At 40.8% G+C, this 20,334-nt stretch carries 19 protein-coding genes, 3 tRNA genes and 1 riboswitch; of the genes, 7 read left to right on the plus strand and 15 right to left on the minus strand.

Features of this window, described 5'->3' with window-relative positions; genetic code table 11:
- Positions 1 to 63: 63 nt before the first annotated feature.
- From fusA to rpsL, 3 genes are all read right to left on the minus strand, one after another.
- Positions 64 to 2,166, minus strand: coding sequence for an elongation factor G (gene fusA / locus DPV81_RS07200; RefSeq protein WP_049365197.1), 2,103 nt, complete (start codon positions 2,164 to 2,166; stop codon positions 64 to 66).
- A gap of 84 nt (positions 2,167 to 2,250) precedes the next feature.
- Complete coding sequence (gene rpsG / locus DPV81_RS07205) at positions 2,251 to 2,721, minus strand: 30S ribosomal protein S7 (RefSeq protein ID WP_005699184.1); 471 nt, start codon at positions 2,719 to 2,721, stop codon at positions 2,251 to 2,253.
- Between the two features lie 146 nt (positions 2,722 to 2,867).
- The gene (gene rpsL, locus DPV81_RS07210) at positions 2,868 to 3,242 is read right to left on the minus strand and encodes a 30S ribosomal protein S12 (RefSeq protein ID WP_005543325.1); all 375 of its coding nucleotides are present in this window, start codon (positions 3,240 to 3,242) and stop codon (positions 2,868 to 2,870) included.
- Between the two features lie 258 nt (positions 3,243 to 3,500).
- On the opposite strand from rpsL, the gene DPV81_RS07215 reads away from it, so the two are divergent.
- Positions 3,501 to 4,886 (plus strand): chloride channel protein, encoded by a 1,386-nt coding sequence (locus DPV81_RS07215; RefSeq protein ID WP_111387558.1) that lies wholly within the window; start codon positions 3,501 to 3,503, stop codon positions 4,884 to 4,886.
- A gap of 3 nt (positions 4,887 to 4,889) precedes the next feature.
- Entirely contained in the window at positions 4,890 to 5,876 is a 987-nt protein-coding gene (dusA, locus tag DPV81_RS07220) for a tRNA dihydrouridine(20/20a) synthase DusA (RefSeq protein WP_111387560.1), read from the plus strand.
- A gap of 70 nt (positions 5,877 to 5,946) precedes the next feature.
- Here the strand turns inward: dusA and ribB are convergent, their stop codons facing one another.
- The gene (gene ribB / locus DPV81_RS07225; protein ID WP_111387561.1) at positions 5,947 to 6,594 is read right to left on the minus strand and encodes a 3,4-dihydroxy-2-butanone-4-phosphate synthase; all 648 of its coding nucleotides are present in this window, start codon (positions 6,592 to 6,594) and stop codon (positions 5,947 to 5,949) included.
- Positions 6,595 to 6,682: 88 nt separating this feature from the next.
- A riboswitch (FMN riboswitch) is annotated at positions 6,683 to 6,858 on the minus strand.
- 127 nt (positions 6,859 to 6,985) lie between these two features.
- Here ribB and nadR point away from each other — a divergent pair.
- Both nadR and DPV81_RS07235 read left to right on the plus strand, forming a co-directional pair.
- Positions 6,986 to 8,095, plus strand: a complete 1,110-nt coding sequence (gene nadR, locus DPV81_RS07230; RefSeq protein WP_111387563.1) for a multifunctional transcriptional regulator/nicotinamide-nucleotide adenylyltransferase/ribosylnicotinamide kinase NadR — start codon at positions 6,986 to 6,988, stop codon at positions 8,093 to 8,095.
- Between the two features lies 1 nt (position 8,096).
- Positions 8,097 to 8,777: a metallophosphoesterase family protein gene (locus tag DPV81_RS07235; protein ID WP_111387565.1), complete on the plus strand. Its 681-nt coding sequence runs from the start codon at positions 8,097 to 8,099 to the stop codon at positions 8,775 to 8,777.
- Positions 8,778 to 8,830: 53 nt separating this feature from the next.
- Here the strand turns inward: DPV81_RS07235 and DPV81_RS07240 are convergent.
- The 7 genes from DPV81_RS07240 to waaA form a co-directional block, all read right to left on the minus strand.
- Positions 8,831 to 8,907: transfer RNA gene (locus DPV81_RS07240), tRNA-Arg, on the minus strand.
- 53 nt (positions 8,908 to 8,960) lie between these two features.
- Positions 8,961 to 9,037 (minus strand) — tRNA-Arg (locus DPV81_RS07245).
- Positions 9,038 to 9,061: 24 nt separating this feature from the next.
- A tRNA-Ser gene (locus DPV81_RS07250) sits at positions 9,062 to 9,155 on the minus strand.
- Positions 9,156 to 9,315: 160 nt separating this feature from the next.
- The gene (gene rep, locus DPV81_RS07255; protein ID WP_111387566.1) at positions 9,316 to 11,328 is read right to left on the minus strand and encodes a DNA helicase Rep; all 2,013 of its coding nucleotides are present in this window, start codon (positions 11,326 to 11,328) and stop codon (positions 9,316 to 9,318) included.
- Between the two features lie 13 nt (positions 11,329 to 11,341).
- Positions 11,342 to 11,554, minus strand: a complete 213-nt coding sequence (locus DPV81_RS07260; protein WP_005699112.1) for a lipoprotein — start codon at positions 11,552 to 11,554, stop codon at positions 11,342 to 11,344.
- Positions 11,551 to 12,027: a pantetheine-phosphate adenylyltransferase gene (coaD, locus tag DPV81_RS07265; protein WP_111387568.1), complete on the minus strand. Its 477-nt coding sequence runs from the start codon at positions 12,025 to 12,027 to the stop codon at positions 11,551 to 11,553. Before coaD ends, DPV81_RS07260 begins: the two co-directional genes overlap by 4 nt.
- Positions 12,024 to 13,319 (minus strand): lipid IV(A) 3-deoxy-D-manno-octulosonic acid transferase, encoded by a 1,296-nt coding sequence (waaA, locus tag DPV81_RS07270; RefSeq protein ID WP_111387570.1) that lies wholly within the window; start codon positions 13,317 to 13,319, stop codon positions 12,024 to 12,026. The genes coaD and waaA overlap by 4 nt, the downstream gene beginning before the upstream one ends.
- 61 nt (positions 13,320 to 13,380) lie before the next feature.
- Here waaA and DPV81_RS07275 point away from each other — a divergent pair, with 61 nt between their 5' ends.
- Positions 13,381 to 14,139 (plus strand): glycosyltransferase family 2 protein, encoded by a 759-nt coding sequence (locus tag DPV81_RS07275; RefSeq protein ID WP_111387571.1) that lies wholly within the window; start codon positions 13,381 to 13,383, stop codon positions 14,137 to 14,139.
- A 63-nt stretch (positions 14,140 to 14,202) separates the two neighbouring features.
- On the opposite strand, the gene tpiA is transcribed toward DPV81_RS07275, so the two are convergent.
- Positions 14,203 to 14,970 carry a triose-phosphate isomerase gene (gene tpiA, locus DPV81_RS07280; RefSeq protein ID WP_111387573.1) on the minus strand — a complete coding sequence of 256 codons (768 nt, stop codon included), beginning with the start codon at positions 14,968 to 14,970 and terminating at the stop codon, positions 14,203 to 14,205.
- A 199-nt stretch (positions 14,971 to 15,169) separates the two neighbouring features.
- Here tpiA and DPV81_RS07285 point away from each other — a divergent pair, with 199 nt between their 5' ends.
- Both DPV81_RS07285 and xerC read left to right on the plus strand, forming a co-directional pair.
- A complete protein-coding gene (locus DPV81_RS07285) occupies positions 15,170 to 15,604 on the plus strand; it encodes a GNAT family N-acetyltransferase (protein ID WP_070868226.1) in 435 nt (144 codons plus the stop codon).
- Positions 15,604 to 16,491, plus strand: coding sequence for a tyrosine recombinase XerC (gene xerC, locus DPV81_RS07290; protein ID WP_014064388.1), 888 nt, complete (start codon positions 15,604 to 15,606; stop codon positions 16,489 to 16,491). Before DPV81_RS07285 ends, xerC begins: the two co-directional genes overlap by 1 nt.
- Before the next feature lie 84 nt (positions 16,492 to 16,575).
- On the opposite strand, the gene lptD is transcribed toward xerC, so the two are convergent.
- From lptD to aroE, 3 genes are read right to left on the minus strand one after another with little or no spacing between them, the layout of a single operon-like run.
- Positions 16,576 to 18,918, minus strand: coding sequence for an LPS assembly protein LptD (gene lptD / locus DPV81_RS07295; RefSeq protein WP_111387575.1), 2,343 nt, complete (start codon positions 18,916 to 18,918; stop codon positions 16,576 to 16,578).
- Positions 18,919 to 18,964: 46 nt separating this feature from the next.
- Positions 18,965 to 19,516, minus strand: coding sequence for a DNA-3-methyladenine glycosylase I (locus tag DPV81_RS07300; protein WP_111387577.1), 552 nt, complete (start codon positions 19,514 to 19,516; stop codon positions 18,965 to 18,967).
- A complete protein-coding gene (gene aroE, locus DPV81_RS07305) occupies positions 19,513 to 20,331 on the minus strand; it encodes a shikimate dehydrogenase (RefSeq protein ID WP_111387579.1) in 819 nt (272 codons plus the stop codon). Before aroE ends, DPV81_RS07300 begins: the two co-directional genes overlap by 4 nt.
- Positions 20,332 to 20,334 lie beyond the last annotated feature (3 nt).

A 20,334-nucleotide genomic window follows, 5' to 3' on the forward strand; every position in this document is an offset into this window, starting at 1 on the left:
GTTTAGTTTCCTAGAAAATGCTCTATAAGCCATTCGACTTATAGAGCGGATTGTTACAAAAAATTATTTTTTACGCGCTTCAATTACTGCAGCAGCAACACTTGTTGGCGCTTCAGCATATTTTAACGGTTCCATTGAGTATGATGCACGACCTTGAGTTTGTGAACGTAAGTCTGTTGCATAACCGAACATTTCAGAAAGTGGAACTTCTGCATCGATTTTAACAACGAATTCGTTCGCTTCTTGACCGTTAACCATAGCACGACGACGACTTAAGTCACCGATTACATCACCCACATACTCAGGTGGAGTTTCTACTTCAACTTTCATGATTGGCTCAAGTAGAACTGGGTTTGCTTTAGCGAACGCTGCTTTAAATGCTAAAGAAGCCGCTAATTTAAACGCTAATTCTGATGAGTCAACATCATGGTATGAACCGAAGTGTAAACGTACACCAATATCTACTACCGGATAACCCGCTAATGGACCAGATTTAAGCTGTTCTTGGATACCTTTATCAACTGCAGGAATGTATTCACCAGGGATTACACCACCTTTGATTTCGTTTACAAATTCGTAACCAGGACCTTCTGGATCTAATGGGTATAAGTCAATAACAACATGACCATATTGACCGCGACCACCAGATTGTTTTGCGTGTTTACCTTCCACATCGTTAACACGAGTACGGATAGTTTCACGGTAAGATACTTGTGGTTTACCGATATTAGCTTCCACTTTGAACTCACGTTTCATACGGTCAACGATGATATCTAAGTGTAACTCACCCATACCAGAAATAATGGTTTCACCAGATTCTTCATCAGTGTGAACACGGAATGAAGGGTCTTCTTGAGCTAGACGACCTAATGCAAGACCCATTTTTTCTTGGTCAGCTTTAGTTTTAGGTTCTACTGCTACAGAGATTACTGGCTCTGGGAATTCCATACGCTCAAGGATGATTGGTGCTTCGATTGCACATAATGTATCACCCGTAGTTACATCTTTTAAGCCGATTGCTGCAGCGATATCGCCCGCACGAACTTCTTTGATTTCTTCACGTTTATTAGCGTGCATCTGTACGATACGACCAAAACGTTCACGTTTTTGACGTACAGAGTTTAATACTGTATCACCAGAGTTAATTACACCTGAGTACACACGGAAGAAGGTTAAGTTACCTACGAATGGGTCAGTTGCAATTTTGAATGCTAATGAAGAGAACGGCTCATCATCGCTTGCATGACGTTCACCTTCAGTTTCATCTGGGTTGATACCTTTGATTGCTGGAATATCAGTTGGTGCTGGTAAGTATTCAACAACTGCATCAAGCATCGCTTGAACACCTTTGTTTTTGAATGCAGAACCACAAGTTACCAAGATGATTTCGTTTGCTAATACGCGTTGACGAAGACCTGCTTTGATTTCTTCTTCGCTTAAGTCTTCACCACCAAGATATTTTTCCATTAATTCTTCAGTTGCTTCAGCTGCTGCATCAACAAGGTTTTGACGCCATTCTTCGCACGCTGCTTGCATATCTGCTGGAATATCTTCATAAGTGAAGGTCATACCTTGGTCAGCTTCGTTCCAGTTGATCGCTTTCATTTTGATCAAATCAACAACACCAGTGAAACTTTCTTCTGCACCGATTGGAAGTTGAAGAGGAACAGCATTCGCACCTAAACGAGTTTTAAGTTGTTCAACAACACGTAAGAAGTTAGCACCAGTACGGTCCATTTTGTTTACGAACGCAATACGTGGAACTTGATATTTGTTAGCTTGACGCCATACAGTTTCAGACTGAGGTTGAACACCACCAACTGCACAGTAAACCATTACCGCACCATCAAGAACACGCATAGAACGTTCTACTTCAACAGTAAAGTCTACGTGTCCCGGAGTATCGATAACGTTGATACGGTGTTGTGGGAACTGTTGTGACATACCAGACCAGAATGCGGTAGTTGCCGCAGAGGTAATGGTAATACCACGCTCTTGTTCTTGTTCCATCCAGTCCATTGTTGCTGCACCATCGTGTACTTCACCAATTTTGTGACTTACACCAGTGTAGAATAAGATACGTTCAGTGGTAGTAGTTTTACCAGCATCAATGTGCGCACTAATACCGATATTACGATATCTTTCAATAGGGGTTGTACGAGCCATTATTATAACCTTGTTAAGTTTAATATCTGTTTATATAAGGGTAAGGCTTCATCGAGGATGAAGCCCTTAAATTTTAAAAGCGTATTACCAACGGAAGTGAGCAAATGCTTTGTTAGCTTCAGCCATACGGTGAACGTCTTCACGTTTTTTCACAGCTGCGCCTTTGTTATCTGATGCATCAGATAATTCATTTGCAAGACGTAAAGCCATTGATTTATCACCGCGTTTACGTGCAGCTTCAACGATCCAACGCATACCTAATGCGTTACGACGAACTGGACGTACTTCAACTGGCACTTGGTAAGTAGAACCACCAACACGACGAGATTTAACCTCAACAGTTGGACGAACGTTTTCAAGTGCAATTTCAAATGCTTCTAAAGGTTCTTTACCTGTGCGTTCTGCAAGTTTGTCTAACGCACCGTAAACGATGGTTTCAGCAACGGATTTTTTACCGTCTACCATTAATACATTAATAAATTTTGCAAGTAACTCTGAACCGAACTTCGGATCTGGAAGAATCTTGCGTGGTTCAACACTACGACGACGTGGCATTGCGAATTTCTCCGTATATTTAATCTTCAGGATATCCAAAACTCTATAAAAATTAACCGCACTTTAAAGTGAGCTAATGTGATACTGGAGTTTCTGATTTAAATTTTTACTAATTTAGACGTTTGGCCTTACTTAACGGAGTTCCATTAAGCTTTAGGACGTTTAACGCCGTATTTAGAACGACCTTGTTTACGATCTTTAACGCCTGCACAGTCTAATGCGCCGCGTACAGTGTGGTAACGCACACCCGGTAAGTCTTTAACACGACCACCACGGATAAGCACAACACTGTGCTCTTGAAGGTTGTGACCTTCGCCGCCGATGTAAGAAGTTACTTCAAAGCCATTAGTTAAACGAATACGACATACTTTACGTAATGCTGAGTTCGGTTTTTTAGGTGTAGTTGTGTATACACGAGTGCACACACCACGTTTCTGCGGGCAAGCCTCTAATGCAGGAACGTTACTTTTTACAACCTTTTTCACACGCGGTTTGCGTACTAGCTGGTTGATAGTTGCCATTAAAAAAGCTCCAGTTTAAATGTTATTCATAATAGAATGTTTGTTACAAAATCTATCTCTCTATCCAATAGACAGAATAAATAGACGCTGAATTTTAATGGTTTCGTCTAGCATTGTCAATATTTAAACAGAAATAGGATCGCAAAGGATCGCTTAGCAAAAAATTCAGATAAAACAGACTGCACTTTGCCAAATCAATTGCATGCCTGAAGCCAGGGTTTTATAATTCCAAACAGAATTATTTTGTTGGCAATCATTATGTTACGTTCATTTATTTTTCACTTACGTTATTTCTATCATAAAAAACTTCGACAAACGCATCGTATCTCTCATAAAACACTCGAGTTTGTATGTTTACTGATTGGTGCGACGTTTGTTGCCCTCTTTTCCTTTGGATTTGCCAAGCTAGCCGATATCGGACTTGAATTTAATGCCTATTGGTCTGCTAAATACCCTCTCGCCGTTTGGATCGTTTTACCGCTTGGTCTTGCATTTCTCACCTGGTTTACCGCCAAATACACGCCTTATGTTGGTGGCAGCGGTATTCCACAAGTGATCGCCTCCATTAATATTCCTTATAATGGTTATAAAACAAAACTGGTTGAATTTCGCCAAACTATTTGGAAAATTCCGCTTACTTTCTTTGCAATGGTTATCGGTGCTTCTGTTGGACGAGAAGGCCCTTCTGTTCAAGTTGGTGCTGCTGTTATGCTGAGTTGGGGAAATTTCTGTCGTAAATATAACTTTGCTTTCCGCGGATTAAGTACGAATGAACTCGTTGCAACGGGTGCAGCAGGCGGTCTTGCTGCCGCATTTAATGCCCCTTTGGCTGGCGTAATTTTTGCCATTGAAGAATTAGGTCGAGGTGTGATGTTACGCTGGGAACGCCGCGTGTTGCTCGGTGTATTAGCGGCCGGTTTTATTTTAGTGGCGATTCAAGGCAATAGCCCTTACTTTCCTGTTTATAAGGGTACGACCTCCATTCCTTATTTATATCTTTGGCTTGCCATTTGTGGCGTCATCTGCGGCGTACTGGGTGGTATATTTGGACGACTCCTTGCCAAAGGGCTTGCGGGGCTGTCTCCAATCAAATGGCGTGATTGGATCCGTAAACACCCTATTTATATTGCCTTATTACTTGGTTTATTGCTTGCGGCTATGGGCACCTACAGCGAAGGACAAACCTATGGAACAGGTTATGATGTTGTTGCAAGAGCATTAGAAGGACAACTTGTTTCACCTGAAGTGGGGATACTAAAACTCTTCGCAACGGTTACGACGTATTGGAATGGCATCGCGGGCGGAATTTTTACGCCATCTCTCACTACTGGCGCGGGTATCGGCACCATGTTATGGGAAATCAGCAACGGCATGGTCGATCAACGCTTTTTGGTCATTTTATGTATGGCAGCCTTTTTAGCCGGTGGTACACAATCCCCTGTGACAGCCAGCGTAGTGGTGATGGAAATGACTGGGGCTCAACCTGTGCTGATTTGGCTCTTGATTTCCAGTATCATTGCCTCCATAATTTCGCGCCAATTTAGTCCGAAACCTTTTTACCACTTTGCGGCTGGACGTTTCCGCCAACGAATGCAGGAACAACAAGCAGAAGATCTTCGCCGTAACGAGATTCAAGAGAAATAAAATATGTCAGAAAACCAACCGCACTTTTACCGTGGCCGCTTTTCCGTTGCGCCGATGTTAGATTGGACGACACGCCATTGTCGCTATTTTCATCGCCAATTTAGTAAACATGCGTTGCTTTATACTGAAATGGTTACGGCTCCCGCCATTATTCATGCGAAATACGATCATTTAGATTTTTATTTGCAAGAAAACCCAGTTGCCCTACAACTCGGTGGAAGCGATCCTGCTCAGCTTAAACATTGTGCCAAATTAGCCGAAGAAAGAGGCTATCATGAAATTAATCTGAATGTGGGTTGCCCTTCCGATCGCGTGCAAAATGGTATGTTTGGTGCTTGCTTAATGGCAAAAGCAGATTTAGTAGCAGAATGTATTGCAGAAATGCAAAGTGTCGTGAATATTCCTGTCACCGCGAAAACGCGTATTGGCATTGATGATTTGGATAGCTATGAATTTCTCTGCGATTTTATCGAAAAAGTCCATCATGCAGGCTGCCAAGAATTTATTGTTCATGCACGAAAAGCCTGGCTTTCAGGATTAAGCCCGAAAGAGAATCGCGAGATTCCCCCTTTGGATTATGAGCGTGTTTATCAATTGAAAAAAGACTTTCCGCAGTTGACCATTGCAATTAATGGAGGTATTAAAACCATCGAAGAAATGAAACATCATTTGCAATTTGTGGATGGTGTGATGGTTGGGCGTGAGGCTTATCAAAATCCGTCGTTATTGGGCTATATTGATCAAATGCTTTTTGATACTAATGCGGATATCGTCACACCAAGACAAGCGGTGGAAGCCATGTTCCCTTACATTGAAAAACAACTGAGCCAAGGTGTTTATCTAAATCATATCGTTCGACATATGCTCGGTGCATTTCAAAACTGCAAAGGGGCAAGACAATGGCGACGCTATCTAAGTGAAAATGCCTTTAAACAAGGCGCAGGAATTGAAGTGGTTGAAACGGCATTAAGCTTTGTGGAAACCAATTAAGACTAAAATGCAAAGTGCGGTCAGAATTTAACAGATTTTCTGACCGCACTTTTGTTTTCTGAGTATTTGATTAGCAATGATGTTTTTGACGATATGCCACTAAATCTTCAATCGTTAACACCGCATAACCAAATTTTTTCGCAAATTCGATAATTTCTGGTGCGCGAGCCATGGTGCCATCATCATTCGTGATTTCACAAATCACACCAGCCGGTTTAAAACCGCTTAAACGTGCTAAATCAACTGAGGCTTCAGTATGACCGCGGCGTGCTAAAACACCGCCTTCTGCAGCACGTAATGGGAAAACATGTCCAGGTCGGTGAAGATCTGTGGGTTTCGCCTGATCTGCAATTGCCGCTTTGATTGTGGTGACGCGATCTTGTGCTGATACACCTGTTGACACACCTTCTGCCGCTTCAATCGTCACAGTAAATGCGGTTTTATTCACGCTATTGTTATGCTCAACCATCGGAGGTAAATCAAGCTGTTTGCATTGTTCATCGGTGATACATAAACACACGATACCACTGCCATAACGAATAAGTTTTGCCATTTGTTCTGGGGTAATAGTTTCTGCTGGGAAGATTAAATCGCCTTCATTCTCGCGATCTTCATCATCCAATACTAATACGCCATTACCTTGTTTGAATGCGTTCAGTGCATTAATTACCCGTTCTTCGCCGGTCGCACCAAATGCAGATAAAATTGACTGATTCATCGTAATTTCCTTTGTTGTTACGTTAAAATTAACCAGAATCAGGGCTGAGAAATGCAAATAAATAGAACGGAATTGGGAACCCAATCCGTTTTATTCTCTTTCATCCAGACTATACTGTCGGCTTTGGAATTTCACCAAATCTGCTAACCTTAAAAGTACAAAGCGAAACAATTTTGTTAAAACACAATCAAAATTGACCGCACTTTTAAGTGCTCGTGGGCTGTCACCACCGGTAGGGAATTTCACCCTGCCCTGAGAATGCAGGCCGTAGTATAACGCAAAATGTCACGGTAAAAAATCATTCAATGAAAAATGTTTTTATTTGCACAAAGATTGCATAAAATAGGACTATACTGCCACTATGCAGTGGCGATTTAGCGAAGGATACATTATGTCGAACAAACACGATAAAAAAGTGGGTGTGATTTTTGGGAAATTCTACCCTGTTCACACCGGCCATATTAATATGATTTATGAAGCATTCAGTAAAGTGGATGAACTTCACGTGATTGTCTGTAGCGATACCGAACGCGATTTAAAGCTGTTTTATGATAGTAAAATGAAGCGTATGCCGACGGTACAAGATCGTCTTCGCTGGATGCAGCAAATCTTTAAATATCAAAAAAATCAAATTTTCATTCATCATTTAGTTGAGGATGGCATTCCAAGTTATCCGAATGGTTGGCAAGCTTGGAGTGAAGCGGTAAAAAATCTATTTGAAGAAAAACAATTTACCCCGACGATGGTATTTAGTAGTGAGCCACAAGATAAAGCGCCATATGAAAAATACTTGGGTCTCGAAGTTTCTTTAGTGGATCCTGACCGCTCTTTCTTTAACGTATCTGCAACGAAAATTCGTACTACACCTTTCCAATATTGGAAGTTCATTCCGAAAGAAGTTCGTCCGTTCTTTGCGAAAACCATTGCCATTTTAGGTGGTGAAAGCAGCGGTAAAAGCGTGTTAGTCAGCAAACTGGCTGCCGTATTTAATACCACTTCCGCATGGGAATATGGCCGTGAATATGTCTTTGAAAAATTAGGTGGCGATGAGCAAGCTATGCAATATTCTGACTATCCACAAATGGCATTAGGTCACCAGCGTTATATTGATTATGCCGTGCGTCATGCTCATAAAGTGGCGATTATTGATACTGATTTCATTACCACGCAGGCTTTTTGTATTCAATACGAAGGCAAAGCCCATCCATTCTTGGATTCTATGATCAAAGAATACCCATTTGATGTCACCATTTTATTGAAAAACAACACAAAGTGGGTGGATGATGGCTTACGTAGTTTAGGTAACCAAAAACAACGTCAACAATTCCAACAATTATTGAAGAAATTGTTAGATAAATACAAAGTGCCTTACATCGAAATTGAATCACCAAGTTATTTAGACCGTTATAACCAAGTCAAATCTGTCGTAGAAAAAGTATTAAATGATGAAGAACTTGAAGGTTTACCACATACTAAACGCATATTAACCACCGAGAAATAAAATGCTTTTATTCGCAGGCGATCCACACGGAAGTTATGAACATCTTTATCCTTTCGTGCAAGAAAATGATAACGTTGCCCTGATTATTTTGGGCGACTTGCAACTTTCTTCGCCTGATGAATTAGATAAACTCGCACAACATTGTGATATTTGGTTTATTCACGGTAATCATGACAGCAAAACCGTTGCCGCATTTGATTCGATTTGGGGCACTCATTGGAAATCGCGTAATTTGCATAATCGTGTTGTTGAAATTCAAGGACAACGCATTGCAGGCTTAGGAGGAGTATTCCGTGGGCAAATCTGGATGCCACCCAATAAGCCAATGTATTTTGATCCTATCCACTATTGCCAATATAGTCCACAAGAAAAAATTTGGCGTGGCGGTGTACCATTACGCCATCGCACGTCTATTTTCCCTTCTGATATCGAAGCCATTGAAAACGAGCAAGCCGATATTCTAATTTGCCATGAAGCACCAAAGCCTCACCCAATGGGATTTCGTGTGATTAATCAACTTGCTGAAAAATTAGGGGTAAGACACGTTTTCCATGGCCATCACCACGATAACGTCGAATACAAGACAAATTTCCCTTATAAAATCACGAATGTCGGTTTTAGAAGTGTCACAGACGTACAAGGAAATTATTTATTAAAAACTATTGATGATCGAGAAAAATGATCAAATAAAGCGTTAATTGTTTTTGATAAAAAGAAAAATTTGAAGAGAAAAGATGGCGCACCCGAAAGGATTCGAACCTTTGACCGCTCGGTTCGTAGCCGAGTACTCTATCCAGCTGAGCTACGGGTGCGTAGTGATGTTTTATCCTTCGTGACCATTTTATCTGATAGAGCCGATTTAAAATGGCGCACCCGAGAGGATTCGAACCTCTGACCGCTCGGTTCGTAGCCGAGTACTCTATCCAGCTGAGCTACGGGTGCAGAATAAATAAAACTAACAACAAATGGCGGTGAGAGAGGGATTCGAACCCTCGATGGAGTTTTTGACCCCATACTCCCTTAGCAGGGGAGCGCCTTCAGCCTACTCGGCCATCTCACCACATTCGGTGTGTGGGCGGTATAATACGTTTTTTTGAAAATATGTCAAATCATTTTTTGAAAAAGCGATGTTGGTTGCTTGATTTATCTACATTTTGCATAAATAAAGTGCGGTTGAAAAAACAAATATATTTCTCACCGCTCTTTAATTTTTATCATCTCTAGCCTTTTAAAATTGCCCGCAGACGATCAAGCTGACTAGAAGTTTGTTGTTGCTTCTGCTCTGCCGTTAATTTGGGCTTATCTTTTTCCCATTGCACATCATCTTGTGGCAACTCAGCCAAGAAACGACTCGGCTCTGGACGAATTAACTCACCAAACTGACGCCGTTCACGACAAAGAGAAAAAGTCAGCGTTTGTTGTGCTCGCGTAATGCCCACATAGGCTAGACGGCGTTCTTCTTCCACATTGTCTTCATCAATACTGGTTTGATGCGGCAAAATCCCCTCTTCCATACCGATTAAATACACATGAGGGAACTCTAAACCTTTGGAGGCATGCAGCGTCATCAATTGCACTTGATCGCTCTCGTCATCATCTTCACCGCGTTCCATCATATCGCGCAAGGTTAAACGGGTAACCACTTGATTTAAAGTCATCGGCTCATTCACGTCATCGCCTTTGAGCATCTCCTCTACCCAGCTAAATAAGGTTGCCACGTTTTTACTTTGCATTTCGGCGGCTTTCGGGCTGGTGGCATACTCATACAAATATTCTTCGTAATGTAATGAAGAGAGCAAAGAACACACAGCCGTTTCAGGATCAGAACGTAAACTTTGATCATTCAACTCCACAATCCAACGACCAAATTTTTGCAACGCATCATAGGCTTTTGGCGTGACTCGTTGCATGAGTTCAAACTCAAAAATCGTCTCAAATAAGCTGATATGTTTTTCTTGTGCCAACTCACCTAATTTTTGCAGTGTTGCAGTACCTATTTCTCGTTTTGGTGTATTCACTATACGTAAGAAGGCTGCATCATCATCTTGATTTACCACTAAACGCAAGTAGGCCATCATATCCTTAATTTCAGCGCGGGAGAAAAAAGATGTCCCGCCAGAAATTTTGTATGGAATACGGTTTTGCATCAGCACTTTTTCTAATAGACGGGATTGATGATTACCGCGATATAAAATCGCATAATCCTTAAATTTAGTTTTACGGCTAAAACGATGAGCGATCAATTCTGCCACAATTCGTTCAGCTTCATGCTCTTCATTTTTTGCTTCAATGACTTGCAGTTTTTCACCTTCGCCCAAGTTGGAAAAAAGCTTTTTGTCGAACACGTGCTCGTTGTTATCAATTAAAATGTTGGCACAATGCAAAATACGATGAGTGGAACGGTAATTTTGTTCTAATTTGATGACTTGCAAACGCGGAAAATCATCACGTAATCGCACCATATTTTGCGGTCGAGCACCTCGCCAAGAATAAATGGACTGGTCGTCATCACCCACTACGGTAAAACAAGCTCTCTCACCGACGAGTAATTTGATGAGTTCATATTGGCTAGTATTGGTATCTTGATATTCATCCACCAACAAATAGCGGATTTTCTCCTGCCATTTTGACCGCACTTCTTCGTTCTGTTTGAAGAGTAAGGTCGGCAACATAATCAAATCATCAAAATCCAATGCATTATAAGCACGGATTTGCGCCGCATAACGCTCATAACATTTTGCAAAGGTTTGATATTTGGCATCTTTCGCTAAGGCATAAGCTTGTTTTGGCGAAACCAAATCATTCTTCCAGTTGGAAATAACGGAAATTAATTCACGCAGTAAGTCTTTATCTTCCTGCAGCACATCTGCCGTCAGTTCTTTTAGTAAGGCAAGTTGATCGTGCTCATCAAACAAGGTCATATTCGATTTAAAGCCTAAAGCTTTATATTCCCGTTTGATAATGTCGAAACCTAAGGTATGGAAAGTGGAAACAATCAATCCTTTGGATTTTTCTTTACCAATGGAATGGGCTACACGCTCTTTCATTTCACGAGCGGCTTTGTTGGTAAATGTCACGGCAGCGATCTGTTTAGGTAAATAACCACAGTGTTCAATCAAATGAGCAATCTTATTGATGATCACGCGAGTTTTGCCAGAGCCTGCGCCAGCTAGCACCAAGCAAGGCCCGCTGACATATTCGACAGCCTGTTGTTGTTGAGGATTGAGTTTCATATCTTAATGCAAATTAATTTGACCACGCATAAGGCAACAATGCAGTATCTAATAAAAATGACAGTGGCAAATCTAAAATAGGTAAGCCCCATTTTTGTGCCATCTCTAAATCATAAGCCGCACCCGCGTAAGGTGTGTATTTCTCGGATGGATCGATTAATTTCACCACCGTACCACAACCTGTTAATGTTAAAAGTGCGGTTAAAATCAGAAGTGTTTTTTTCATTCACGACGTGCTTTTAAAGCTAAATAAACGGCTTCCGGCACCAGTTCTTTCACATCGCCATGGTGCAAATAAATTTCTCGTACAATCGTGGAAGACACAAACGCCCATTTTTCTGTTGGTGGGAAAAACAAACTATCCACACCATCGGTTAATAAACGGTTTAACGCGGCCAATTGTAATTCGTATTCAAAATCTGTCGTTGTACGCACACCACGAATAATCGCAGTAATTTTTTTAGCTTTAATTTCATTTGCGAGTAAATCAGAGAATCCAAATACTTCCACATTGGGTAAATGAGCGACCGATTGACGTACCAGCTCAACACGTTCGTCCAATGAGAACAATGGCTTTTTGCTCGGACTATTCGCAACCGCAACAAAAACTTTCGGGAAAATGACCGCACTTCGCGCAATGATATCTAAATGCCCGTTAGTAATCGGGTCAAACGTGCCAGGGTAAATTACGCTTGTCATTTATTGTTCTCCGAAATATTGGTTAAATAAGGATGAAGCAAATCTAAAAGACGCTGTAATGCACCTCGATTTTCGATTAATACCTCATAGCCGGCATTACCTAAACGCTGACGTGCCTCTTTTGAATTCAATAACTTATCAATAATTTCTGCCAATGCTTTCTCTGTTGAGTTGATTTGCAATACCCCTTGCACCTCTAACAGCGAGGTAAAAACTTCAGGGAAATTGAAAGTATACTTTCCGCTCACAACGGGTAATTTAAACGCCAAAGGCTCGAGCGGATTATGTCCCCCATGTTTGACCAAACTTCCGCCTACAAACGCAATATCAGAAATACCATACATCAACATCAATTCACCCATGGTATCACCCAGAATCACTTGGGTATTCTCTGAAGGAATCTCACCCGTTGAACGGCGGATAAAGTTAAAGTTGGCTTTTTCAATTAAATCTGCCACAGGATTAAAACGCTCAGGATGGCGAGGCACCAGCAATAACAATAAGTTTGGATGTTTTTTTAGTAACAAATGATACGCTTGTAAAATAAGCTCTTCTTCCCCTTCATGGGTGCTTGCCGCAATCCAAATCTGACGGTCTTTCGCCCAGCTCTCATGAAGTGTCGCAATGTCTTTGAGTAATTCGTCACTGACCACAAGATCATATTTAATATTGCCGGTTAATTGCAGGCGATCTTTCTCATAACCTAACTCTAAATAACGCTTTCCACTAATACTATCTTGCGGTGCAATTAAGCTGATTTGAGAAAACATTCGTTGTAGATGTTGTTTGACTTTGCCATAACGTCTCGCTGAACGCGCAGAAAGACGAGCATTCGCCACAATGAAAGGAATATTTCGACGAGCCAAACAATCAATCAAATTTGGCCAAAGCTCCGTTTCAATCACGATGAATACTTTAGGTTGAATAAAATCAATAAAACGATTGATAACACAAGGTAAATCGTAAGGCAAATAACAATGCGTCACACTTTTCCCGAATGCAGCTTTTACACGCTCAGAACCTGTTGGTGTAACCGTTGTAAACGTAATAGGTAAATGTGGATATTCCTTCTGAATACGTTTTACCAAGGGCGTAGCGGCAATTACTTCACCGACTGATGCGGCATGAATGACGATCCCATCTTGTGTAGGCTTAACAAGATTCGCATAAATCCCATATCGCTCTCCTAAACGCTTACGATAATTCGGCGCCTTGAGACTTCGTAGCAACATGAAGAACAGGACAAAAGGCTGAATCAGATACATCAGGCAGGTATAAAAAAAACGCCACATAAAATAAATTCGGTTATACTTACAAAAATTTCGGCTAGTATAGCAAAAAAAGGATCAAAATATGCCAACAATTAGCGTTGCCATGATTGTCAAAAATGAAGCGGCAGATCTCGCTCAATGCCTCGATACGGTAAAAGATTGGGTAAATGAAATCATTATCGTCGATTCAGGCAGTACTGATAATACCCAAGAAATCGCTGAGCAATATGGTGCAAAATTTTATTCGCATCCTGATTGGCCAGGCTTTGGCAAACAACGCCAACGTGCACAACAATATGTCACCAGTGATTATGTTTTGTGGTTAGATGCCGATGAACGCGTCACTCCGAAACTTCGTGAATCCATTCGACAAGCGGTTCAACAAGATACGCCAAATACGGTTTATGATATTCCTCGTGTGAGTGAAGTGTTTGGGCGTGAGATTCGTCATTCTGGTTGGTATCCGGATTATGTGGTGCGTTTATATCGCACAAATTATGCTGGATATAATGATTCTCTGGTACATGAAAAAGTGGTTTATCCTGAAAATACGAAAGTACAGAAATTAACTGGAGATCTAGAGCATTTCACCTATAAAAGCATTCATCACTATTTGGTGAAGTCCGCGGGCTACGCTAAAGCTTGGGCTGACCAACGCCAAGCCAAAGGGAAAAAAGCAACGTTATGGCAAGGTATTAGTCATGCGATTGGTTGCTTTGTCAAAATGTACATTTTAAAAGCAGGCTTCTTAGATGGAAAACAAGGTTTTCTGCTTGCAATACTTTCTGCCCACTCCACCTTTGTGAAATATGCTGATTTGTGGGAACGCAATCAACATTAATCAAAAACAAAAAGTGCGGTTAAAATTAACCGCACTTTTTTTATCTCTTTTAGAACAAGAAAATTAGCTTTTCACTGCTGCCGCTGCTTTCACGATTACTGCAAACGCAGGCGCTTTAAGTGAAGCACCGCCCACTAACGCACCATCAATATCTGGTTGAGTGAATAATTCTGCTGCGTTAGCATCATTTACTGAACCACCGTATTGAATGATCACTTGATCTGCTACAGCTTGTGATTTTGCTGCAATGTGGCCACGGATAAATGCATGAACAGCTTGAGCTTGTGCTGGAGTTGCTGATTTGCCCGTACCGATTGCCCAAATTGGTTCGTAAGCAATCACTGCACCATTAAATGCTTCTACACCTAATGCATTGATGACTGCATCAATTTGACGCGCACATACTTCTTCAGTTTTACCTGCTTCGTTTTCAGCTTCAGTTTCACCGATACATAATACTGGCACTAAACCTGCTTCTTTTAATGCGCCAAATTTTTTCGCCACAAATTCATCGCTTTCTTTATGGTAAGTACGACGCTCAGAGTGACCGATAATGATGTATTTTGCACCAAAATCTTTTAACATTTCAGTTGAAATATCACCGGTGAAAGCACCTTTAACATTTACATCAACGTTTTGTGCACCTAAAGCAATTTGGCTGCCTGCAAGTGCGGCTTCAGCTGTACCTAAGTACATAACAGGTGGGGCGATTGCCACATCACAACCTGTTACACCTTGTAATTCAGCTTTTAATCCTTCGATTAATTCTTTGGTAAAGGCTTTGGAACCGTTTAATTTCCAGTTACCCATCACTAAAGGACGACGTGCCATTTTTGTTTCTCCATATTGAATAAATAAAAAGTATGTTTACTATACCAAACTTTGAACAGATTTCTTTGTGCAAAATCACATTTTGAAAATTTTTTTGGGGAAATGATGATTATTTTGTGCTAAAAAGCTACAATCTACTGTACGGAACCGATAAAAAATAACCAATTTTATAAATAAACGGAAAATAGGTCTGGTAACAATGAAAATTTTCAAAGCCGAACAATGGAATATAGAAGTGCTTGCTCCACTCTTTGAAGCCTATCGACTTGCCAACGGAATGAGTGAAAATCCTGACCGCACTTTAACCTTTCTAACAAATCGTATGCGTTTTAATGAGAGCATGTTTTTTATTGCTGTAAACGAAAACGCACAGGCGATTGGCTTTGTTCAACTTTATCCTCGCTTATCCTCTTTACAATTACAACGCTATTGGCAATTAACCGATATTTTTGTCAAAGAAGATAAACATCAAGCCGAGATTTATGCAGCGCTTATTTCTAAAGCAAAAGAGTTTGTCCGTTATACACAATCTAACCGTTTAGTGGCGGAATTGAGCCAAGCTCAACAGAGTATTTTAGAACGCGAAGGATTTAAGCTAAACACGAAAAAAAGTTTGTTTGAATTAACTCTCTAATGCATACGCTCCTCAATCAATATTGGGATTACTTGCGAATTGAACGCCAAGTAAGCCCACATACCCTCACTAATTATCAACATCAACTGGATGCGATTTTAGCAATTCTCGCTGAAAAAGGTATTCAGCACTGGCAGCAAGTAAATCCAAGCGTGGTTCGCCTTATTTTGGCGGAAAGCCGTAAGCAAGGTTTAAAAGAAAAGAGTCTGGCATTACGTTTGTCTGCCCTTCGTCAGTTTTTCAGCTATCTTGTGCAACAAGGGCAAATGAAAGTGAATCCGGCAACAGGTATTTCAGCGCCGAAACAAGGCAAACATTTACCAAAAAATATTGATGCTGAACAGGTCCAAAAATTGCTTTCAAATGACAGTAAAGATCCAATTGATTTGCGAGATCGCGCCATGATGGAGTTAATGTATAGCTCAGGGCTTCGCTTATCTGAATTGCAAGGCTTAAACCTCAATAGCATTAACACGCGAGTACGCGAAGTCAGAGTGATTGGTAAAGGGAACAAAGAACGTATTGTGCCTTTTGGACGCTATGCTTCTCATGCAATTCAGCAATGGTTGAAAGTACGCCCCTTATTTAATCCAAAAGATGACGCCCTTTTTGTGAGCCAACAGGGAAATCGCCTTACTCATCGTTCTATTCAAAAACGAATGGAAACCTGGGGCATTCGCCAAGGATTAAACAGCCATCTCAATCCACACAAACTACGCCACTCTTTTGCTACTCACATGCTGGAAGCGAGTTCAGATTTGCGTGCTGTTCAAGAGCTTTTAGGGCACAGCAATTTGTCCACCACGCAAATTTATACACATTTAAATTTCCAACATCTTGCAGAGGTGTATGATCAAGCCCATCCTCGAGCAAAACGAAAAAAATAAACAAAGTGCAGTCAAAAATCATCGTCTTTTTTAACCGCACTTCTAAACAAAAAGGCTACCTTCAGGTAGCCTTTATTCATTTAACTATAAGCTAAACGCCTGAATATAAGGAAGTTTCCCTTTTTCTAGCATTTCTTCGATACCGCTTTGGTGATCATTTTCACCTAAACCGCGTAATTCAAAGGTAACACCAATGCTATTATCATAAACTACTTGATCGTCACGTTGATTCTGGCGACTCGTCACATAACGTCTCGCCCCTACGCCAACAGACCAACAGCACGAGTTATATTGCACCCCCACATATTGCTCAACTGGTTTTTTCAACGCAATATCTTGATAATATTTTCCCACAAGCGCCCAGTTGTCCGACACTTCCCATGCCGCCACAACACCAATCTGTTTAATGTCTTGTTGGTAACGGTTAGCAGAAGCACCCAAATTTTGGTTAATGTACTCTTTGCTCGCATAGCGATAATTTAACTGAATCAGATTATTCTTCATCGGGTTAAATTCCAAACTGCTATTCGCCAATGAGGCTTTATCTAGCAATGTATCGTATTGGTAGCTACCACGCCAATTCCATTTATCACTAATTTTCCAGTTAGACTCCAAGGCCCAAGAAGAAGAGGATTTTGGTGTACGATTATTTGGATTATCATCAATTTTTGATGCCATTAAATAATAAATTTGTCCTGCAGAGAAGTTAAAACGTTCATCAGAATTCTTATCATAAAAACGAGTTGTTCCACCAAGCGTTATTTGATTAGCTGATGAAATACGATCTAAACCACTATAACGACGATCACGGAATAATGAATAATAATCTTGTTGGACTAACGCAGAATCATAGCCAAAACCAAGATAATCATTCACTCGTTTTGAACCGATATTACTTTGATCTTTGTATGGTCGATACAGATATTGAACATGAGGTTCAAGCGTTTGTGTATAACCATCAAATAAAGTTTTATTGCTCGCTAAAACCGTTTGTAAATCTACTTTTAATTGTGGCAATACACGATTTACCGATTTTTGTACGTCTTCCGCCGAAGAAGAAGAGCCTTTTTTCTGATTATAATGGGTCGCGTAAAGTTTAGTCTCAATATTTAAGCTACCATATTTATTTGACATCGCTGTTGCCAAACTTGGTTCAACATGAAAACGCCATGCTTTTGGCATCAAAGCACTATCATTATCAAAGCGTACTGCTTGCGAAAATAATTTAAAATCGACCCAACCATTCGCCAAATCATTTTTGTAATAATTGAAGTCAATTTGTGGCATCGCACGATAAGGCCCGATATCGACTTCATCAAAAATCTGGAACTGACGTGCAGAAATCGCGAAGTTGTAATTAGGTTTATAGTAAGCAATACGTGCGTATTGATTTGCATAACCATCAGTACTGTCACCATAATCTGAATCAAAATCGGTGAAATAACGTTTATCACTTACCTTAGTGTAATCAACATTTAAACGCCAGTTTTCAAGAAAAGAGGAATTATGGTTCCAATAGAACAAATGACGCTTACGATTATCACTGGTATATTCATCATAACGATCACGTCCTAAATATTCTCCTGCCAGTCTACCTTCACCAACGGGTGTTAAATAACGGAACTCACCATTTAATTGCCAGCCACGACGAGACATATATTTAGGTGCAATTGTGGCATCATAATTTGACGCAATGTTCCAATAAATTGGTTGTTTATACCAATAACCATCACGGCTGGAATGACCAACTGTTGGCATTAATAAACCTGAACGACGGCGTTCTCCAATTGGTAATTGCAAGTAAGGGGTATAGAACACTGGCACACCTAATACTTTAAAACGCGCATGCCAAAATTCGGCATATTCTTCTTTAATGTGCTGACGAATCTCAGAAGCATCTACTGCCCAGGCATTATCATCTGGCAAACAAGAGGTAAATGTTGCATTTTTCATTACGCGGTAATTATCGCCCAACTCGATTTCTTGTGCTTTACCACGACCTTGGCGTCCTACAAGTTGGTAGTCTGCATCAGTGACGTTACCGTTTTTGCTATCTAAATTAAAACTCGCATCATTACCTAATAGATTAATTTGATTATCTTTGTAGTCAAATCCGCCTCGCAAATAAGCCCAGCGTTGAGTTTGATTGCCCTCACCTGTTTGCTTGACTTCAACTGAATTCCCTACCAAATGGCGGTTTCCTTGTTTCAAATCCACATTGCCTTGATAAATTGCCTGAGTTGGCTGATTAATCTCTGCTTTATCTGCTTCAATATAAACTGGCAAATTATTGGCATCACCTTTCACGACCTCACCAGTAAAATGAGGCACACCAAGCAAACATTGAGAATGCAGATCGGCCAAACTTTGTTGACTATAAAGTGCGGTCAGAATTGAGATTGAAATTAAGGTATATTTTTTATTCATAATTCAGTTCTTATTCAGATGAAATTAGGGGGATTATACTGGAATATCACTTACAACAACAGCCATTTATATGGTCGTTAACTAACCCCATAGATTGCATAAAGGCATAACATGTGGTTTCCCCAACAAAGATAAAACCACGTTTCTTCAACGCTTTTGACATTGCTTTTGAGATTTCAGTTCTAGCGGGCACCACAGAAATATCGGGGACATCATTGATAATCGGTTGATGATTCACAAACGACCACACAAAATCACTGAAATTTTCACCGCACTTTTCCATGGCTAAATAGGCTTTGGCATTTTTCACAATGGCTTCCAGTTTTGCCCGATGGCGAATAAGTCCGGCATTTTCCATGTAACGATCAATATCCTGTGCGGTCATTTGCGCGATTTTGGCAGGATCAAATTGATGGAACGCAGCCCGATAGGCTGCACGTTTTTTCAATACGGTGATCCAGGAAAGCCCCGCTTGTTGCCCTTCTAAACAAATTTTTTCAAACAGCTTTTGGCTATCAAATTGTGGTTTGCCCCATTCCTTGTCGTGGTAGTCGATATAAATTGGAAGTTCACCCACCCAAGGGCATCTTGTACTCATGCCATATCCTTTTTGAGTTGTTCATAGATTGCGACAAAATCGGGCATTACCCCACGCCACAAATGGAATGAATGGGCCGCTTGAGCTACCAACATACCAAAACCATCGCTGACATTATTCAGACCTAAGGATTTACAGTAGGCAATAAAAGGCGTGTCACTACCTTTGGCATATTGCATGTCATAACAGGCGCGGGACAACGATAAGATTGATCCATCAACAGCGGCGGTATGTCCGCTTAATCCGGCCGAAGTTGCATTGATCACTAAATCGTAGGTTTGCGCGGGAATCGCATCCATCGCGACAGCTTCAATTGTGCCGTAAGACTTGAACTTATCTGCCAATTGTTGTGCTTTTTCTAGCGTGCGGTTAGCCAAGACAATTTGCTGTTGTGCTTCCAATAAAGGCAGTAATACCCCTTTGGTTGCTCCACCGGCACCTAAAATTAAAATGCGTTGTTGTGGTTGAATCCAACCTAAGCGTTGTAAATCCGTCACTAAACCAATGCCATCGGTATTGTCCGCATAGAGTTTGCCGTTAGCCAATTTTTTTAATGTATTACAGGCTTCTGCCAATTTCGCCCGTTCGCTATGTTCCTCAGCGAGTGCATAGGCGCGTTCTTTAAATGGTGCGGTGATATTGCAACCTTGCGCTCCTTCAGCAAAAAAGACTTTTAATTGCTGCTCAAAATCCTCAATATCACCTAATTTGGCAACATATTCCATCGTTTGCTGGGTTTGTGTGGCAAATAAGCGATGAATCAACGGGGATTTACTTTGGGCAATCGGATTGCCCCAAACGGCATAGTGCTGCATGTT

It is taken from the genome of Haemophilus parainfluenzae, from assembly GCF_003252795.1.
Taxonomy (GTDB): domain Bacteria; phylum Pseudomonadota; class Gammaproteobacteria; order Enterobacterales; family Pasteurellaceae; genus Haemophilus_D; species Haemophilus_D parainfluenzae_K.

Coding starts and splice junctions, on each gene's coding strand:
- fusA (WP_049365197.1), bottom strand. CDS start 2,166: ATGGCTCGTACAACCCCTATTGAAAGATATCGTAATATCGGTATTAGT.
- rpsG (WP_005699184.1), bottom strand. CDS start 2,721: ATGCCACGTCGTCGTAGTGTTGAACCACGCAAGATTCTTCCAGATCCG.
- rpsL (WP_005543325.1), bottom strand. CDS start 3,242: ATGGCAACTATCAACCAGCTAGTACGCAAACCGCGTGTGAAAAAGGTT.
- DPV81_RS07215 (WP_111387558.1), top strand. CDS start 3,501: ATGTTACGTTCATTTATTTTTCACTTACGTTATTTCTATCATAAAAAA.
- dusA (WP_111387560.1), top strand. CDS start 4,890: ATGTCAGAAAACCAACCGCACTTTTACCGTGGCCGCTTTTCCGTTGCG.
- ribB (WP_111387561.1), bottom strand. CDS start 6,594: ATGAATCAGTCAATTTTATCTGCATTTGGTGCGACCGGCGAAGAACGG.
- nadR (WP_111387563.1), top strand. CDS start 6,986: ATGTCGAACAAACACGATAAAAAAGTGGGTGTGATTTTTGGGAAATTC.
- DPV81_RS07235 (WP_111387565.1), top strand. CDS start 8,097: ATGCTTTTATTCGCAGGCGATCCACACGGAAGTTATGAACATCTTTAT.
- rep (WP_111387566.1), bottom strand. CDS start 11,328: ATGAAACTCAATCCTCAACAACAACAGGCTGTCGAATATGTCAGCGGG.
- DPV81_RS07260 (WP_005699112.1), bottom strand. CDS start 11,554: ATGAAAAAAACACTTCTGATTTTAACCGCACTTTTAACATTAACAGGT.
- coaD (WP_111387568.1), bottom strand. CDS start 12,027: ATGACAAGCGTAATTTACCCTGGCACGTTTGACCCGATTACTAACGGG.
- waaA (WP_111387570.1), bottom strand. CDS start 13,319: ATGTGGCGTTTTTTTTATACCTGCCTGATGTATCTGATTCAGCCTTTT.
- DPV81_RS07275 (WP_111387571.1), top strand. CDS start 13,381: ATGCCAACAATTAGCGTTGCCATGATTGTCAAAAATGAAGCGGCAGAT.
- tpiA (WP_111387573.1), bottom strand. CDS start 14,970: ATGGCACGTCGTCCTTTAGTGATGGGTAACTGGAAATTAAACGGTTCC.
- DPV81_RS07285 (WP_070868226.1), top strand. CDS start 15,170: ATGAAAATTTTCAAAGCCGAACAATGGAATATAGAAGTGCTTGCTCCA.
- xerC (WP_014064388.1), top strand. CDS start 15,604: ATGCATACGCTCCTCAATCAATATTGGGATTACTTGCGAATTGAACGC.
- lptD (WP_111387575.1), bottom strand. CDS start 18,918: ATGAATAAAAAATATACCTTAATTTCAATCTCAATTCTGACCGCACTT.
- DPV81_RS07300 (WP_111387577.1), bottom strand. CDS start 19,516: ATGAGTACAAGATGCCCTTGGGTGGGTGAACTTCCAATTTATATCGAC.
- aroE (WP_111387579.1), bottom strand. CDS start 20,331: ATGCAGCACTATGCCGTTTGGGGCAATCCGATTGCCCAAAGTAAATCC.